Consider the following 18,896-nt stretch of genomic DNA (forward strand, 5'->3'; position numbering starts at 1 on the left):
ATAAACCTAGACTCAGCTAAAGTCTTTCCACGTCTGAAGGTCAATTTGCACTGACGCCTCGCCAGCAGACATCCAGATCTGTCCGTCTTGTATCGTGCATTGCAGTTGCATGCTGCGTTGCGCTAGCTTCTCCAACGCCTGACTTTGCTCAGTCGGCACGTTCATCACTTTCAGATTTTTGGCACGATCAAGTCGGCTATTCATTTGTTTCCACCAGATATCACTGGCACTGGCGAAACTATACACCACGACTTTATCAGACCGACCACACGCTTTGAGTAGACGACGATCATCAGGCTGTCCCACTTCAATCCAGAGCTGAATTGCATCCGTGTAGTCTTTCTCCCACAAATCCGGCTCTTCGGTATCCGAGATCCCTTTACCAAACTCCAGACGTTCTGCAGCATGAATAGCAAATGCTAGCACCCTGATCATCATGCGCTCATCCGTTTCTGAAGGATGACGTGCGATTGTCAGGCTATGGTCCGCGTAATAACCGCGATCCATATCAGAGATATTTAAGTCGGCTTTATAGATAATTGATTTGAGTGCCATTATTTGAATACCACCGTTTTATGACCATTTAACAAAATACGGTGTTCGACAAAGCATTTCACTGCACGCGCCAAAACCACACATTCCACATCTCTACCGATAGCAGTAAGTGTTTCCGGGTCCATTGCATGATCAACCCGTTCCACATCCTGCTCAATGATCGGCCCTTCATCCAGATCGCCCGTCACAAAGTGCGCAGTTGCACCGATCAGCTTGACGCCACGCTCATGCGCCTGGTAATACGGTTTTGCACCTTTGAAACTTGGTAAAAAAGAATGATGAATATTAATGGCCTTACCACGTAGCGCATCACACATCGTGGGCGACAGAATCTGCATATAACGCGCCAGCACGACAAGCTCAATATCATTCGCCGCAACAAGCTCCAGAATTTTCTGCTCTTGCGCTTGTTTGGCGTCGGGTGCAGCGCCAGCAGCTAAAGGTAAATGATGGAATGGAATATTATAGCTAGCAGCTAATTGGTAAAAATCGGTGTGATTTGAAACAATCGCCTTAATCTCAACGGGAAGCAAACCACTCTTATAGCGGAATAACAGATCATTCAGGCAGTGACCAATTTTGGACACCATTAACATCACTCTTGGCTTATGATGCGCGTCATGTAACTGCCAGCTCATCTGCATGCCGTCCGCCAAGATAGCAAACGCTTGACGCAAGGCGGCATCTCCAATGGCAGAATCTTCTACCGCAAAATGGACGCGCATAAAGAATGTGGCCGATTGCGCATCACCGAACTGCGCCGAATCAATAATATTGCAGCCATGTTGCGCCAAAAATCCCGATACACTGTGCACGATACCGCGCTGATCGGGACAAGATAAAGTCAGGATATATTCTGGTTGTATTGTCATAATAATATTACTTCACCCAAATAAACAATTTTCCGAATGGAAAACAAATTTAATTTGGTCATAGGGCTAAAAATTTAACTGGCTATTGTCGCACGTTCCGCGGCACAAATCAGCAACCCAGTTTTTCCTATCCTGCGACAACATAAAAAGCACGAACGTTCTAATTAATGTATAGTCATGTTCTGATTTGCTTAAAAAATAGCAGATGTAACGCCAAGTACCGCAGCAGCACTATCATTAAATAAATAAGTATTAAAAAATAAGTAAATAAAAATCAGATCAATAAATAAGGAGACAACATGACCGCCCTGATTAATCAGCAATATCGCCTTGCAGCCCGACCTGTCGGCACGCCAAAACACAGCGACTGGCGTTTTACCTCAGAAGAGGTGCGAGAACTGGTAGATGGAGAAATTCTGGTACAGACCATTTACCTCTCCCTTGATCCTGCAATGCGCGGTTGGATGAACGAAGGCAAATCCTATATCCGCCCGGTAGCGATTGATGAAGTTATGCGCGCTGGCGGCATTGGTAAGGTGATCGGTTCCAAATCGCCAAAATTTGTGGTTGGTGACTACGTTTCCGGCGGTACTGGCGTACAAAACTATTGGATTGGTAATGCAACCGACAAAACCGCCGCCTTCTACAAAGTTGATCCACGCCTTGCACCTCTGCCAAAATTTTTGAACGCGCTCGGCATGCCGGGGATGACTGCCTATTTCGGATTGCTTGATGTTGGCCTACCCAAAGCGGGAGAAACCGTCGTCGTATCTGGCGCAGCAGGCGCAGTTGGACAAACGGTTGGTCAGGTCGCCAAGCAAAAAGGTTGCCGCGTCGTTGGTATCGCAGGCGGCAAGGATAAGTGCGACTTTGTCGTCAACGAACTTGGTTTTGACGCTTGTATCGACTACAAATCAGGTTCTGTGCGCGATGGCTTGAAAGAACATTGTCCGAATGGTGTTGACATCTATTTTGACAATGTCGGTGGAGACATTTTGGATACCGTCTTGACCCGTATCAACATGAAAGCACGCATCATTATCTGCGGTGCCATCTCTCAATATAACAATACGACACCGGTCAAAGGCCCAGCGAATTATTTATCACTCTTAGTGAATCGCGCTCGCATGGAAGGCATTGTGGTATTCGATTACGCTGACCGTTATAGCGATGCCGTTGCAGAAATGGGCAAATGGATGGCAGCAGGAAAGTTTCAGACACGTGAAGACATTGTTCAGGGTTTAGAAACGTTCCCTGATACGCTGATGATGCTGTTTGAAGGTAAGAACTTTGGCAAACTGATTTTGCAAGTCAGTCAAGAATAATCATAGTAAGAGAATTCACACTCCTCTTGTCCGCGCAAGAAAGGAGTGTGAGCAGATCACAAATACGGCTTCAGCCAACCCAAGCCGTCAGAAGTGCCTGCCTTTGGACGGTATTCACACCCAATCCAACCGGCATAGCCAAGTTCGTCCAATAATGTAAACAGATAGGGATAATTGACCTCACCGTCACTAGGCTCATGCCGTGTCGGGACCCCAGCAATCTGAATATGCCCAATGCCACCAATGGGACGTGATATATCTCGCCTGAGTTTCATTGCGATATCCCCCTCCATGATCTGGCAGTGATACATATCAAACTGTACTTGCAAGTAACTATTCCCAAGCTCTTCACAAATACGTTGAGCATCATGCTGATAATTTAAAAAGTAACCTGGCATATCACGGGTATTGATTGGCTCAATCAATATAGTAATTTCCTCACGGGAGGCCATTAATGCGGCGTAAGCAAGATTACTCAAATAGACCGCACGGTGTTTCTCAACATCCTGATCCTGGCTCAAAAAACCTGCCATCACATGAATATGGCGATTCCCTAGAATTTTTGCGTATTGCAGAGCCAAATCAATCGATCGCTTAAACTCTTCCTCACGACCAGGTAACGAGGCGATACCACGCTCCCCTGCCGCCCAGTCTCCTGGGGGTGCGTTGAATAACGCCTGTTGCAGGCCAAACTTATCAAGTTTATCGCGAATCACCTGCGCTGGGTATTCATACGGAAATAAAAATTCAACCGCTTTGAATCCATCATTAGCAGCGGCCTGGAAGCGGTCCAGAAAGTCAAATTCCTGATACATCATGCTCAGATTTGCAGCAAATTTTGGCATCACTCACTCCCTATCGTTTCGCATAACGCTGTGCAAGAACGGCACAAACCATCAACTGCAACTGATGAAATAACATTAAAGGCAGCAACACCAGTCCCACTGAACTACTGGAAAATAATACTTTTGCCATCGGTACGCCACTAGCAAGACTTTTTTTGGATCCACAAAACACGATCGTAATTTCATCTTCCTTACTAAAACCCAAACGTCTACTCAACCAAATGGTCAGCATCATCATCATACCGAGCATGAGAGCACTAATCGCCAAAATACTAAGCAGCATCACAATGGGTACTTGCGACCATAATCCTTGCACCACAGCCTCGCTAAATGCGACAAAAACAACAAGTAAAATGGAACTCTGATCGACCATTTTCAATACCTGCGAATGTTTGGTAATCCAAGCCTGCAGAAGTGGTCGAGCCAATTGTCCGGCAACAAACGGCAAGAGCAGTTGCACCACAATTTTCAGCATACCATCCAAAGATGAGCTGCTACCACCACTCGTTTTCAATAATAAACTAACAAGCAATGGCGTCAAGAAGATGCCAGTTAAATTACTAGCTGAAGCACTGCAAACTGCTCCTGAAACATTACCTTTGGCGACAGATGTAAATGCGATCGATGACTGCACTGTAGAAGGCAGCATGCACAAGAACAGAATACCGATATAAAGGTCAGGTGTCAGAAACGGCAGCACTACTGGCTTGAGCACCAGTCCCATGATAGGAAAAGCCACAAATGTAATACTGAGTACGAGCAGATGCAAACGCCAGTGGGTCAATCCCGATATCACTGCTTCTCTCGATAATTTTGCGCCATGCATAAAAAACAGCAGAGCGATCATCCAGACGGATAACTGATCAAAAAAAGCGGCAACATGATCGCGTGCAGGAAAAAAACTAGCCGTCAGAACGACGCCAAGCAAGAGCAACGTCATGTTATCAGGTAAAAAACGGGGTCGCTGCATATCTACTCCAAAAAAACGTCAAGGTACGGTTGAGTCTGTCGAATTGTTAGGTATTCGATTGTACTAGAAAGCAAATGCAAGCTTTGCATCATTACAATGAATAACACTCGTACACAAATGTCACAATCAAGCCAAAGAAACAAGCATTTCATTTCAACAAAATCATAGAAAAAACCCACAAAGAGCAGTAAAACCAAAGATTCTCTTGAAATGACAATAATTTGAAATTATGGCATTCAGCGCTAGTTCATAGGGGCAGATTTCGCTGTATATTTTTAGCCTTTTAACCATCTACTTCACTCTTTTCAGCCTCCGCCCGCACCAACCGGTTGCGGGACTCTGCAATAAAAATCACCTGCAGTCACATGCTAAAGAGGAAAACGGAGACAACATGAAACGTACATTGATGTCCAGTATCGTTGCATTGGCTTTTGCCATGCCCGGATACAGCCACGCCAACCTTCCAAATGACATTGAGGCCAATCAATGGAATCTGAAAGATTTGTATGTCGACCGTGCTTCCTGGGATAAGGATGCGAGCCAACTCGAAAAACAATTGACTCAATTAGAAAAGTGCAGCGGCCATCTAGGCAACAGCGCAAGACAATTTAAAGAATGTCTCGACCTCAACAACGATATACTCAAGCGTTTCACTCGCCTTGCCAACTATGCGTCACAACTCCGCGACCAAGATACGGGCATCAATGCTGGCCAGGATATCGCTCAAAGCGCTGATATTCTAGGGAGCAAGGTTGATGCAGCCAGTGCCTTCTTGCGCCCAGAATTACTCTCTATTGGGGAAAAGAAGATAAATGCTTACTTAGTGCAGGATAAGTCACTTTTAGGCTATGCGTTCTATCTGCATAACATCTTACGCGCAAGTAAGCACACGCTAGACAAAAAAGGTGAGGCACTGATTGCAACCTTCGGCCTAGCAACCAACGCCTCAGGAGCAGTGTATTCGACACTATCGAGTGCCGATATGCCATGGCCAAAAATAAAACTCTCGACTGGCGAGGAAATCGTCGTTGATCAAGCTGCATATACAAAATACCGCGCCTCGAGCAACCGTGCAGACCGCAAACTGGTCTTTGATGCATTCTGGGGCAAGTGGAAAGAATTCGAACGTACGTTCGGCGTCACTTTTTATGAACAATTAAAAAAAGATGCTGCCTACGCTAAAGTACGTAACTATCCAGACTCACTGACCAGCGCCCTTGACGGAAACAACCTACCACGTGCCGTCTACGACACCTTGGTCAGCCAGACACGAGCAAATTTGCCTACTCTGCATCGCTATTTTCAATTGCGAGCAAAAATGCTGGGCGTGAATGATCTGCACTACTACGATATATATCCTGCCTTGGTCTCAGGTGATTACCATTATCCCATCGAGGAAGGCGTCAAACTAATGTTAGCGTCGGTAAAACCGTTAGGTACAGAATACATAGCGGCAATGACCAAGGCCACCACAGAGCGCTGGATGGACGTCTACCCTCGCCCACATAAGCGCTCTGGCGCCTATATGTCAGGCACTGCGTATGACGTACACCCGTATTTGCTACTAAACTACAACGATGACTATGAGTCTGTTTCTACACTCGGCCACGAGTGGGGTCACGCGATGCATTCCTATCTGGCAAATAAAAACCAGTCGTTCCTAGACTCTGATTACCCAACTTTTACTGCGGAGATTGCTTCTACAACCAACGAGGTTTTCTTACTTGACCATATGTTGAAAATTGCCAAGACGGATGATGAGCGTCTACTTTATCTTGGTTCTGCACTCGAAAACCTTCGCGGCACATTCTTCCGTCAGGCGATGTTCGCTGACTTCGAGCGAGAAGTGCATGCCCGCGTTGATCGCGGCGAATCGCTCACAGGCGAAGGTATAAGCAAAATCTACGGAGAGATTCTCAAGCGCTATCATGGCGACGAAGAAGGTGTGATGAAAATTGACGACACCTATGCCGTTGAATGGGCTTATATCCCGCACTTTTACAATCATTTCTATGTATTCCAATATGCAACGTCAATCGCCGCAGGCTCGATGTTTGCAGATGAAATCCTTCGTGGAGAACTGGGCGCGCGCGATAAGTACCTTCATATCCTAAAGGCAGGTGCTTCTGCTTATCCTTATGATCTGGTTAAAAATGCAGGTGTTGATCTCGCATCCCAAGCCCCCTACCAAGCTGTATTTAAACGAATGAACAAGATCATGGACGAGATTGAAGTGATTTTAGCTAAACGTAAGTAGTGGTAACAAATAGTGTTAAGACGTAATTTCCATTAACGAGAATCGAGCATGTAACCAAAGCGGTTCTACATTTGATATAAAGATACATCCCCGTCACGCACTTAATGCGTTGACGGGGATTTTGTTTTAATGAACTCCCGCTGCATCGGAGACCTTTATCGAAGACACACTTTCCCAAAGCAATCTTTGATGCGCATCAAAAACAGCTATTCATGGGAGTAGTACATTAAAGAAAACATTTTGGAGAACTATTATGGCTACACGCAACTTTCACCCTGTCGCCGTTGACATCATCCAGCATGAACACGAACATTTATCTGCGGTCATTCAGGGAATGCTTTATTTTGTGCGCGGAATAGAAAAAGGTGAGCCAGCCCCGGATCTGAAGGTTTTTCGTGCGATGCTGTATTACATTTCAGAGTACCCAGAAAAAGTACACCACCCAAAAGAAGAACAATTTCTGTTTTCCAAGATTAAAGAGCGGACCCATCAACTTGATACAGAGCTCGATGAGTTGACAGCGCAACACACAAAAGGTGAATTACTTGCCCACCAGTTACAGGATGCATTGCTACGCTATGAATTTAATGGCGATCCGGCATTTGCTCACTTCCACGCATTGGTCGAACAATATGGCAGGTTTTACTATTCACATATGTCAGCCGAAGAAAAATCGATCATTCCGATCGCAAAACAAGTGCTCAACATCAACGATTGGCAAGAAATTGACCAAGCTTTCATTGAGAATCGCAAACATCTCGACGATGCGGGCGAGCGTTATCGCTACGAACAGCTGTTTTCAATGATAGTTAATATCAGTCCCGCTCCAGTGGGCATCGCCGATCCACTTTAACTGAACAGTTAAGAAAAATTCTTCCTCAGCGACGCTATATACTGCCACTTCTATCGGACGCCATCGAAATATAGTGTCCGATAGAAGTGGTGGCGACCTAACCTGGGTAAGTAAAAAAATCACTCAAGCATTTCTGTCAATACCTCGATAGACCATTTTATACATATTTAAATGCAATTTTTTGTCCGCAAAAAACTAATGACGACTGTTATACTGTCCCTCGTCCATTACAAAGTTTTTTCTATCCTTCGACAAAAAATATGTCCCAAGCTTGGCTCACTCTGCGCGAACAAATCGAATACTTCTCATCGCCCTTCCCTCGAGCGGCCTTAGCGTTTGCGGAGGAAAATAAGGAAGAGGTCACTCCTTTTCTGATTCAGGTATTAGTTGACACCGCAAGTAATCCGACAATTACTGAAGACGGCGAATACATGTTACACATGTACTCCATGCATTTACTGGCCTCATGGCGTGTTACCGATGCCTATGTGCCGATGTTGGCGATGGGTGCATTTTCTGACGAAATTATTGAAAGCATGATGGGGGACGTCGTGACTGAGACCTATGGTCGCTGTCTGGCGTCTGTCTGCGACGGCAATGTAGAGCAACTCAAACAACGTTTTTGTGACGAACACACTAGCATCTGGTCGCGCACAGCAGCTTTGATTGCATGGCAGGTACGTGTAATAGCCGGTGAAAATGACCGCGCAGAACTCATCAATTTCTTACACGCCCAAGGCGAAGTAATTGCACAACAGCGCCGACGCCAAGATCAAGGCGACGCTGTGTTGTTAGAAACAATCGTCGATGTTGCGACTGCACTTTGCGCTACTGAGATCGCTGAGCAGGTCAACGGTTGGTTTACTGAACAGTTACTCGATCCACAAATCAGTGATCAGGACTGGTTCAACGAACATATTCAACAAGACTACAATGCGAGTCGCGCCCTTGAATTAGAACACGGCAAAGGCTACATCCATGATGTAGAAAAAGAAATGGGCTGGTGGTCTGGTTTTCAGGACGAGAAAAAACCGAGCTTTCGCGATACCTATACTCAACATACAATTCGCAAAGAACCCAAAATTGGGCGGAACGATCCATGTCCTTGCGGCAGTGGAAAAAAATACAAAAAATGCCACGGTGTCAATATCTGATGTAATTGATCACCTCGTACCGCTAATTCCTACAAATAGATAACAAATAATCGATCTGCACTTGCTTGCCCTTTATTGGAGTGAAGTGATGAATCGAATATTTTAATCCCATGCCCCACTTGTGAAGATACCATCGACTTTTAACCGTCGATGGTCCACGTTTCCACATGCGATATAGGGCATTAAAAAATCCAACAAAGAATATTTTTCGCATTACTGAAATCATTGCAGAGCAACATTCGTTACAAAATTTCATTACAATTAATATACCAATATAAAAAAATCGCCCTTTACCGTATTTTATTTGGAAAAACACAATGCAATTGTGGTTTTCCCTAATACTTCCTTTTTTTTGTTAATGCCATGATGCGTGCCCATTGTGTCACCCCTAAACACTCGCGCTAAAGACGAGTAATGACGCAATGAAACAGCCCTGATTGGCAAACACAAAAGATCAAAAATCTCCGTGTACGAAAGAAGGCGTGATCGATTCCTCGGCCACGCCTTTATCCTGTTGAGGATTTTCAAGTCAAAGCATTAACACCTAAGATGCCGGCACTGACTGTTTTTGCGGCCTATCGCAAGTCAAATTGAGAATTTTTGCTTTACAACTAAATAATGGGTGCGAGCGACATACAGCCCGCATGATATTGGAGGAACTATGAAAAAAGCATCATCCACCCCGATGATATTTGCCGCGATGCTGGCGGGTATCGCCGTCGGGTACGTCTGCCACGAGACATGGGCGACGACCAAGTTTATGACAGACCTAGCAGGTTATTTTTCGATCGCTACTGATGTGTTCTTAAGACTCATCAAAATGATCATTTCATTGCTGGTGTTCTCAACACTAACTATTGGGATTGCGCATCTTGGCGATACAAAAACAATCGGGCGCGTTGGTATCAAGGCGATGGGCTGGTTTGTCATCGCTTCTCTGGTGTCGCTCACAATCGGCTTGCTGTTATCCAACGCGTTGCAATTGGGTACACACTTAGGTTTGCCATTGCCTGACGTTAATGCCAGTACTAACTTGAAAACAGGCGCGTTCTCGCTCAAAGATTTCATTAGCCACCTTTTTCCTAAATCGCCAATTGAAGCAATGGCAAATAATGAAATTCTGCAAATCGTTATCTTCTCGATCTTTTTTGGATCTGCGCTGGCCAACCTCGGCGATTCAGGCAAAAAACTCGCTGGCATGATCGACGAACTAGCCCACGTCATGCTTAAAATGACTGGTGCTATCATGCATCTGGCACCAATCGCTGTCTTTGCTGCAATGGCATCTGTGATTACAACGCAAGGTCTGGGCGTGCTGCTGACTTTTGCAAAATTCATGGCGGGCTTCTACTTTGGTCTGGCAATTTTGTGGAGCTTATTGATTTTGGCTGGCTTTGCATTTATCGGCAAACCAATCTTCACATTAATGAAACTGATTCGCGAGCCTTTCCTGGTTGCGTTCTCAACAGCAAGTTCCGAAGCGGCTTATCCTAAGATTCTGGATGCTCTTGACAAGTTCGGCGTCAAGCGCAAAATCTCCAGCTTCGTTTTGCCTATGGGTTACTCGTTTAACCTCGATGGTTCGATGATGTATTGCACGTTTGCAGTTCTGTTTATTGCACAAGCTTACGGTATCGAGTTATCCCTGAGTACTCAAGTCACGATGTTGTTGTTGTTGATGGTGACATCCAAAGGTATGGCTGGTGTGCCGCGCGCTTCTCTGGTAGTGATTGCAGCGACATTGAACCAGTTCAATATCCCTGAAGCAGGCTTGCTGCTAATCATGGGCGTTGATCAATTCTTGGATATGGGTCGTTCCGCAACCAACGCGGTGGGTAACTCAATCGCTGCCGCTGTGATCGCTAAGTGGGAAAACGGGCTTGACACAAGTGCTCACTTGCAAGCAGTGCCAGAATCAGGCAAGAAAGCCGCCTGAGGTAAAGGACCACAACAGTAGTGATATCGACTCATTGCTGCTGTAAATAAAAAATGGTGGTGCCGCGAGGCTACCACCATTTTTTTATTCTCGTCGACTTCACAGCCAGTCTGTTTGAAATAAAGCACTGACAGAAGGCTAACTCTGCCAATCTTTTAAACAACCTGCATCAACGAGGGAAATTATCGCTGCATGCTTTCCCATACTTTTTGCAGACGCTTAACGGAAACAGGCATCGGTGTCTTGAGCTCTTGCGCGAACAAGGAAACCCGCAACTCCTCCAACATCCACCGAAACTCCAGCATTTTGGGATCGATATCTGAACCGGTACCAGATTTTCGCGGCGTTCTTTGCCATGGTTGCGCTACACTATTCCATTCGGCCATCAACTTCGCATCACGCGCAGGATCTGCACGCAACTTATCGAGCCTGACCGTAATCGCTTTCAGATAGCGCGGAAAATGTGCTAACTGTGTGAAGTCAGTATCAGCAATAAAACGTTTAGTGATCAATAGTTGCAGTTGATTCTGCATATCACTTGCCGCTTGCGCATGCGCCTTAATCCCTTGCAGCTTCTTAGGCAAACTATAAAATTCTGCCAGAATTTGCCCCGCCATTCGCGCGATTTCATTCGCCAACAGGTTCAGACGCGCTTTACCTTCCTCGCGACGAATATTGAATTCACCGGAATTGGTCGGCAAAGGATGCTGCAGGCAAGCGCGCTCTATCGCGGTCTGAATGATTTGCTCACGCAATTCTTCTTGCGAACCCAACGCCATAAACTGCATCCCCATTTGCTGCAGGCCAGGGATATTTTTTTCTAAAAATTTGACCTGCTCTTTTAGCTGCAAAGCAAACAAGCGACGCAAGCCAATCCGATGGATGCGCGCAGCTTCGTCAGGATCATCAAACACTTCAATATGGCAATGGGTCAGCTTATCAACCAGCGCTGGGTAGCCAATGAGGGTTTGTTTTCCTTGCTGAACTTCGAGCAATTCCGGCAGGCTATCAAAGGTCCAGCCCGTCAGATTTTCCTGTTTAATGACGGGTGCAGTACTCTTATTATTTCCTACTACAACATCCTGCCTGCTCTGAACATTTCCACGTCCAGCGGCTGCTGGCACTCCAGCTTTATTATTCACTGATTGCGCACTACTATCCAGTAACGCCATTTTTTCAGCGCTAGCTATTTTTTGGAAACTTTCTCTCGCCTGCCCACCAAACTCCGCCCGTAGATTGGCCAGGTTCCGCCCCATCTCTAATTGGCGACCATGCTCATCCACGACTTTAAAGTTCATCGTTAAATGCAATGGCAAGGTTTCAAATTTAAAGTCAGTTGTCTTACAGAGCAGACCTTTTTGTTCACGGATATCGGCAATCACGGTATCAAGAAAACTCCCTCGACCAAATTCATTTCGCTCGCAAAATCCAGCAGCGTAGTCAGGCAGAGGAACGCAGTGACGACGAATTTTTTGCGGTAAGGATTTAATCAGTAGATGCACTTTTTCTTTTAGCATGCCCGGAACCAGCCATTCACTGCGCTCAGCAGAAACCTGATTCAATGAAAACAATGGCACAGTCAGCGTTACACCATCTCGTGGACTACCCGGCTCAAAATGATAGCTCAGCTGCAGTGCAACACCTGATACCTGCATCGTTTTAGGGAATAAATCTGTCGTGATACCGGCAGCCTCGTGCCGCATCAGTTCATCTTTGTTCAGATACAGTAGTTTAGGATTTTCTCTGCTCGCTTCTTTGTACCATTGCTCAAATAAGACAGCGTTATAGACCTCAGGTGGCAAATACTGATCGTAGAAAGCGACGATGAGCTGCTCATCAACCAAGACGTCCAGACGACGTGATTTATGTTCCAGATTTTCAATCTCACGGACCAGTTTCTGGTTGTAAGTGAAAAATGGTGCGCGCGTCTCAAACTCACCATCCACCAGCGCTTCACGAATAAAAATCTCACGTGCTTCTGCAGGATGCGTCAAACCGTATTGAATACGTCGCTGACTATAAACGACCAAACCGTATAAGGTTGCCCGCTCAAACGCGGAGACTTGTCCAGCTTTCTTCTCCCAACGAGGCTCACCGTAGGATTTTTTCAGCAAATGGCCGCCGATCTTTTCCAACCACTCCGGTTGAATCTGTGCAATGCAACGACCATATAAACGCGAGGTATCTACCAGTTCAGCCGCCATGATCCAGCGTCCCGCTTTTTTTGCCAAACTGGAACCAGGCCAGATAAAAAATTTAATCGCACGCGCACCGAGATAATGTGACTCTTCGTCAGATTTATAGCCAATATTACCCAACAAACCAGTCAGCAAGGACAAATGTAATTGTTCATATGTCGCAGGCGTTTCATTCACACGCCAGCCCTGCTCTTTCACGATCGTGAGCAACTGCGAATAGACTTCACGCCATTCGCGTAAGCGCATCTGGCTTAAGAAATGGCTGCGGCAATTATCCTGAAGCTGTCGATTGGTTTTTTTATGCTCAATCGCATCTTCAAACCATGTCCAAATTTTTAGATAAGATAAAAACTCAGATTTTTCATCCGCAAATTTCTTGTGCGCTTGATCTGCAGCCCCCTGCGCCTCCATCGGACGATCGCGAGGATCCTGCACCGACAATGCCGCTGCAATGATCAGCACTTCTTGTAATGCCAGATTATCACGCGCAGCGAGAATCATACGCCCCACACGCGGGTCGAGTGGCAGCTTAGCCAATTGCCTACCAATGGCGGTAAGCTGATTGGCGTCATCCATTGCCCCTAATTCTTGTAATAACTGATAGCCATCAGCAATTGCACGTCCGGGTGGTGGTTCGATGAATGGAAAAGTCTCAACATCCGTGAGCCGTAACGACTTCATGCGCAAAATAACAGCGGCTAACGAAGAACGTAAGATTTCTGGTTCAGTAAAACGAATGCGTTGATTAAACTCTTGCTCATCGAACAGACGAATACACACGCCAGCGGCGACGCGACCGCAGCGACCTGCCCTTTGGTTGGCTGCCGATTGCGCTATTGACTCAACTTGTAGTTGCTCAACTTTATTTCTGTAGCTATAACGCTTAACCCGTGCGAGGCCAGTGTCAACAACAAAGCGAATCCCAGGCACCGTCAACGATGTTTCTGCGACGTTGGTTGCCAGCACAATACGACGTGCATTCGATGTCTTAAATACCCGTTCTTGCTCCTGCGCAGAGAGGCGCGCAAAGAGCGGAAGAATTTCAACATGCGGTGGATGATGTTTGCGTAAAGCTTCTGCGGCATCGCGAATTTCACGCTCCCCCGGCAAGAACACCAGCACATCACCTGATCCGATTCGGCATAGCTCATCAACCGCATCGGTAATGGCCGTCATCAGATCACGTTCTTTATCCTTATCGGTATTCTGCACTGGACGGTAGCGCAATTCAACCGGATACAAGCGCCCTGAGACCTCAATCACAGGCGCAGGAACGACCTTCCCTTCACGCGTTTGGGCAAAATGAGTGGCAAAACGTTGGGCATCTATCGTCGCTGAGGTGATGATGATTTTTAAATCACGGCGTTTAGGCAATAATTGTTTGAGATACCCGAGCAGAAAGTCGATGTTTAAGCTGCGCTCATGAGCTTCATCAATGATGATGGTGTCGTATTGACGCAATAAAGGATCGGTCTGCGTTTCAGCGAGCAAAATACCGTCCGTCATCAATTTGACGGATGCCCCTTTACTTAGGGTATCGGTAAATCGCACCTTAAAACCGACATGCTCACCCAGCGGCGAATTCAGTTCCTGCGCAATACGCTTAGCGGTCGAGGACGCAGCAATCCGACGTGGCTGCGTATGACCAATCAATCCTTTTTGGCCGCGGCCTAATTCCAGACAAATTTTTGGTAACTGGGTGGTTTTACCTGATCCAGTTTCACCACACACAATGATGACCTGATTTTTCTGTAAGGCCTCGGCAATTTCTGCGCGTCGTCCAGAAACAGGCAACTCTTCTGGATACGTAATAACCGGCGGTGGATTTCTGAATGGCAAACCAGTCTGTTGCGTCTGCTCAGCATCAACACGCTGGCGAGTTGGCGACTTGGCCTCATTGGTGGGTTTATGTTGCGACAAGGCAGGGGCGCTTTCCGAAAACGACTTGGACACTTGCCCATAGTCTGACCGAGAGCTCACCTGCACTTTATCCGGCGATGAATCTGCCTGACGCAATTGCTGACGCAGCTCGCGCAGTCCGGATAAACCATCTATCGTGACGCCACTAGATATTTTAGAGTTTTTTGGGGGGGAATGATTAGAAGACATAGCGGTCGGCATTATCCCAGATTTTGAAGGTTCTCTGTAAACCATACGATTGCATCGTGTTAAAAATGCACATTTACTCTTCTGCGACAACGTATATACTCAAATTTATCAATTTCAACCTTATCACAAGGCTTACCATGAACATCTGGCGAAGAAATCCTCTGACAAACTTGTTAGCTACGTATCTCACGCTGCTATCAACAAGCCTGAAAGTCGGTTTATCCATTGCCAGAATCAAATCACTCTGGACGCAACCACTTCCAACGATTACGGTCACTATATGGTGCATCGCCATTGCTGGTTGCCATAGCATCAACACATCGAAAACGACAGAGCGGCTATTTGACGATACCCTATTCAAACAAGTGACGACACCCATTCATTCTGGAGAGGTTTTTTCACTCAGCAATGATATGCGTAACTATTTACGCAAAGAAGAGATCAAATCACACATCCTAAAATCAGGTTTAAAAAAAGGACTATTCGACATCTTGTTGCATAACAAGACGATGCATATTGAATATGATGCTGAAATGACGCGCAATGCTGCGCAAACGTTCGCTGATCAATCAGGAAACTGCCTTTCGCTCGTCATCATGACCGCCGCGTTCGCTGAAGAACTGGGACTAGACGTACAATTTCAAAGCGTCATTCAAGAAAACACTTGGAGTCGAAGCAAGAATCTGATGTTTGAAGTCGGCCACGTGAATATAAGCCTGTCGAGAAAAGATCTGTCTGACATCCGAAACTATAGTAAAAGCAATGCATTAATCATTGATTTTCTCCCCTCTGAACAGCTTCAAAATCAAAAAATAATTCAGCTAGAGCGAAAAACAATCTTGTCAATGTATATGAACAATCGTGCGGTTGAACTCATCTCTCAAAATAGAATCGATGATGCCTACTGGTACGCGAAGCAGGCGATCATTGAAGACCGCACCTTTCTCACCTCTTACAACACCCTCGGTGTGATCTACACCCATCATAATAATTATCCGCAAGCAGAATCAGCATTTCGTGAAGTTTTGAAATTTGACAACAAGAATCTCAATAGCATTAACAACTTAGCACTAACACTAAAAAAAGATGGGCGCATCGAAGAAAGTCAGCAATTATTAGCCACATTACAACAACTACAACCTGTCGCACCGTTTCATTATTTTGAAATGGGGAAGACCGCATTAGAAAGTGGCCGACCATCTGAAGCGATTGACCTTATCAAAAAAGAAATGGAGCGGGATCCTGACTATCATGAATTTCATCTTTGGTTAGCATTAAGCTACATAAAACAAGGTAACATAGTGGAAGCACAAAAAGAATTATTGCAAGCGAGAAGCAATACCATTACCCGCAGTTCGTTTGATTTTTATAATGACAAAATGAATCGTCTGACGGCCAGCATGAGTAATTCGCATTAACAAAATTTACACATAGTTCTCTTGCATCCAAAAAGAATCCACTAAATTGACAATGCTTGCTCTTTTGAAGAGCATTACAGCGACAAGTCACGAATTACTCAGATTATAATAAGCATATGGAAAATCCCGTTCAATTCGTTGATTGGCTGCGCTCAGTCGCGCCTTATATTCATGCCTTCCGTGGCAAAACCTTTGTCGTTGCCTTTCCAGGTGAACTAGTGATGGCTGGCGCCTTGCCTGTCCTGGCACAGGATTTGTCGCTACTGCATGCGCTCGGCATTAAAATTGTCATCGTTCATGGTTCAAGACCCCAGGTTGCTGAACAATTGGCGCTGCGAAACGTCGAAGGCCAGTTTCATAACGGCATCCGGATCACCGATACAGCCGCGCTCGAGTGCTCCAAAGAAGCGGCAGGTGAATTGCGCCTTGATATCGAGGCCGCTTTTAGCCAAGGCCTCCCGAACACACCAATGGCGCATGCAGCGATCCGCATTATTTCTGGCAACTTCGTCACGGCAAAGCCAATTGGTATCGTTGGTGGCGTGGATTTTGGGCTGACAGGTACCGCACGTAAAGTGGCCTACGACACCATCCACCGCATCTTGGATGCAGGCAATCTGGTGTTACTTGGCCCATTGGGGTTTTCTCCAACGGGTGAAGCGTTCAATCTGACGATGGAGGATGTTGCTGTCTCAGCAGCTACGGCGCTGCGGGCAGACAAACTGATCTTTATCTCCGAGACGCCAATGATGGTCGATCAGGATGGTGATGAAGTCCGAGAATTATCTTTTATTCAGGCCGAACAAGAACTGAAAAAGAATTACTTACCTCCAGATTCATCTTTTTATCTGGAACATGCAGTCAAAGCGTCACGCGGTGGCGTGCCACGGATTCATATCGTCCCCTACGAACTAGATGGCTCTGCCTTATTGGAAGTGTTTACGCATGATGGTGTGGGCACGATGGTATCGTCAGAAAATCTCGAAAGTCTGCGCGAAGCGACGATTGAGGATGTAGGCGGTATTATTAAACTCATTGAGCCATTAGAGGCCGATGGTACGCTGGTCAAACGTGGTCGCGAACTAATTGAACGCGAGATCAATTATTTCTCAGTCATTGAACATGACGGTGTGATTTTTGGCTGCGCAGCCCTATATCCGTTCCCATTCGACAAAATGGCAGAAATGGCCTGCTTGACAGTCAATCCAGATGTGCAAAGTCAGGGTGACGGAGAGCGCATTCTCAAACACATGGAAAAACGTGCCCGTCGTGCAGGGTTCCACTCGCTGTTCGTACTGACAACACGGACTGAGCACTGGTTCCTGAAACGTGGTTTTGTCAAAGCGTCGGTCGATGACTTACCAAAAAACCGCCAAAAAATGTATAACTGGCAACGCAAGTCATTAGTACTGATCAAACAGTTATGATCGCTCACAAACGAGCGTCCTATTTTGCGCATCAGGTTGTCGCAATCAGTTTTGACTTATAATCTTTGCTGTTTTTAAGTAACTACAGGTTTTCAAAGGAGTATTACCATGGCCCGTATGGTCCACTGCATCAAGTTAGACAAAGAAGCTGAAGGTTTAGACTTCCCAACTTACCCTGGCGAATTGGGTAAAAAGATTTATGAAAGTGTGTCCAAAGAAGCATGGGCTGGCTGGATGAAACACCAAACCATGCTGGTCAACGAAAACCGCCTGAATCTGGCTGACATTCGCGCCCGTAAGTACCTCGCCACACAAATGGAAAAACATTTCTTTGGTGATGGTGCTGATGCTGCGGCTGGATACGTTCCGCCGGCAGAATAACGATATTCAGTCACTGCATCTCAATAAAAATGCCCGCGTTTTTTGCGGGCATTTTACATTTTTCCGTCAGTTATTGATTCATTTTGAATTGCGAGAAATGACATTGAGCTCCTCAAAGAAACATGGCGGCTACCTTAACGGGTCGCCATGAGGGTTGACTGCATCGCAATCGCGACAAGCTGTAGATATTTTCAGGATCAACGCCTTTGGGATCAACACCCATAAACCTGCCAATTACCGGATCGTAATATCTTGCCCCCATCTACGACAGGCCAGTGGCGGTGTCGTGGGGTTTGCCTGCGAACCACAGTTTGTTATTGGTGCTGGCTAGTTAATGAATTCGCCAAGTCTTAAATTGATTTAAATTTCTAATAAAAAATGCCCGCTCAAGTGCAGCCAATCCAAACAAGTTCACGTCGCAAACGTTGACCTCTCTATTCATTTAAATATTCTGCGTGAATTTCAAGAAGGCGAATTCTAGGATGAAGTGCAATTTATGAACGGTACCGGTTAATGAGGGCAAGATGCGATAGCATTTGTGCCTTTTTGACCGGCCAGTCGAAATTGCATAATGAACTACACACATCTCACCCAAA

Annotated in this window: 13 protein-coding genes; 8 read left to right on the forward strand and 5 right to left on the reverse strand. The window is 45.9% G+C overall.

Going from position 1 to position 18,896, the window contains the following annotated elements; translation table 11 throughout:
- Positions 1-12: 12 nt before the first annotated feature.
- Both ACO0KV_RS01100 and purU read right to left on the reverse strand, forming a co-directional pair.
- On the reverse strand, positions 13-555 hold the full coding sequence (locus ACO0KV_RS01100; protein WP_423039035.1) for a YaeQ family protein: 543 nt from the start codon (positions 553-555) through the stop codon (positions 13-15).
- Entirely contained in the window at positions 555-1,427 is an 873-nt protein-coding gene (gene purU, locus ACO0KV_RS01105; protein WP_423039037.1) for a formyltetrahydrofolate deformylase, read from the reverse strand. The genes ACO0KV_RS01100 and purU overlap by 1 nt, the downstream gene beginning before the upstream one ends.
- Before the next feature lie 299 nt (positions 1,428-1,726).
- Here purU and ACO0KV_RS01110 point away from each other — a divergent pair, with 299 nt between their 5' ends.
- Positions 1,727-2,752, forward strand: coding sequence for an NADP-dependent oxidoreductase (locus ACO0KV_RS01110; RefSeq protein ID WP_423039039.1), 1,026 nt, complete (start codon positions 1,727-1,729; stop codon positions 2,750-2,752).
- A gap of 56 nt (positions 2,753-2,808) precedes the next feature.
- Here the strand turns inward: ACO0KV_RS01110 and otnI are convergent, their stop codons facing one another.
- On the reverse strand, positions 2,809-3,597 hold the full coding sequence (gene otnI / locus ACO0KV_RS01115; protein WP_423039041.1) for a 2-oxo-tetronate isomerase: 789 nt from the start codon (positions 3,595-3,597) through the stop codon (positions 2,809-2,811).
- A gap of 10 nt (positions 3,598-3,607) precedes the next feature.
- A complete protein-coding gene (locus ACO0KV_RS01120) occupies positions 3,608-4,567 on the reverse strand; it encodes a bile acid:sodium symporter family protein (protein ID WP_423039043.1) in 960 nt (319 codons plus the stop codon).
- Between the two features lie 391 nt (positions 4,568-4,958).
- Here ACO0KV_RS01120 and pepF point away from each other — a divergent pair, with 391 nt between their 5' ends.
- The 4 genes from pepF (at position 4,959) to ACO0KV_RS01140 (ending at position 10,767) form a co-directional block, all read left to right on the forward strand.
- Complete coding sequence (pepF, locus tag ACO0KV_RS01125; protein WP_423039045.1) at positions 4,959-6,824, forward strand: oligoendopeptidase F; 1,866 nt, start codon at positions 4,959-4,961, stop codon at positions 6,822-6,824.
- 253 nt (positions 6,825-7,077) lie between these two features.
- Complete coding sequence (locus tag ACO0KV_RS01130; RefSeq protein WP_423039047.1) at positions 7,078-7,677, forward strand: hemerythrin domain-containing protein; 600 nt, start codon at positions 7,078-7,080, stop codon at positions 7,675-7,677.
- A 260-nt stretch (positions 7,678-7,937) separates the two neighbouring features.
- The gene (locus ACO0KV_RS01135) at positions 7,938-8,831 is read left to right on the forward strand and encodes a DUF1186 domain-containing protein (RefSeq protein WP_423039049.1); all 894 of its coding nucleotides are present in this window, start codon (positions 7,938-7,940) and stop codon (positions 8,829-8,831) included.
- A gap of 661 nt (positions 8,832-9,492) precedes the next feature.
- Positions 9,493-10,767, forward strand: a complete 1,275-nt coding sequence (locus ACO0KV_RS01140; RefSeq protein WP_423039051.1) for a dicarboxylate/amino acid:cation symporter — start codon at positions 9,493-9,495, stop codon at positions 10,765-10,767.
- A 182-nt stretch (positions 10,768-10,949) separates the two neighbouring features.
- Here the strand turns inward: ACO0KV_RS01140 and hrpA are convergent, their stop codons facing one another.
- On the reverse strand, positions 10,950-15,074 hold the full coding sequence (hrpA, locus tag ACO0KV_RS01145) for an ATP-dependent RNA helicase HrpA (RefSeq protein WP_423039053.1): 4,125 nt from the start codon (positions 15,072-15,074) through the stop codon (positions 10,950-10,952).
- A gap of 65 nt (positions 15,075-15,139) precedes the next feature.
- On the opposite strand from hrpA, the gene ACO0KV_RS01150 reads away from it, so the two are divergent.
- The 3 genes from ACO0KV_RS01150 to ACO0KV_RS01160 all read left to right on the forward strand — a co-directional run bounded on the left by ACO0KV_RS01150 (position 15,140) and on the right by ACO0KV_RS01160 (position 18,300).
- Entirely contained in the window at positions 15,140-16,492 is a 1,353-nt protein-coding gene (locus ACO0KV_RS01150) for a tetratricopeptide repeat protein (RefSeq protein ID WP_423039055.1), read from the forward strand.
- Between the two features lie 116 nt (positions 16,493-16,608).
- Positions 16,609-17,919: an amino-acid N-acetyltransferase gene (gene argA, locus ACO0KV_RS01155; protein WP_423039057.1), complete on the forward strand. Its 1,311-nt coding sequence runs from the start codon at positions 16,609-16,611 to the stop codon at positions 17,917-17,919.
- A 108-nt stretch (positions 17,920-18,027) separates the two neighbouring features.
- Positions 18,028-18,300, forward strand: coding sequence for an oxidative damage protection protein (locus ACO0KV_RS01160; protein ID WP_423039059.1), 273 nt, complete (start codon positions 18,028-18,030; stop codon positions 18,298-18,300).
- Positions 18,301-18,896: the final 596 nt, after the last annotated feature.

This window comes from Undibacterium sp. RuRC25W, from assembly GCF_049339825.1.
Lineage (GTDB): Bacteria > Pseudomonadota > Gammaproteobacteria > Burkholderiales > Burkholderiaceae_D > Undibacterium.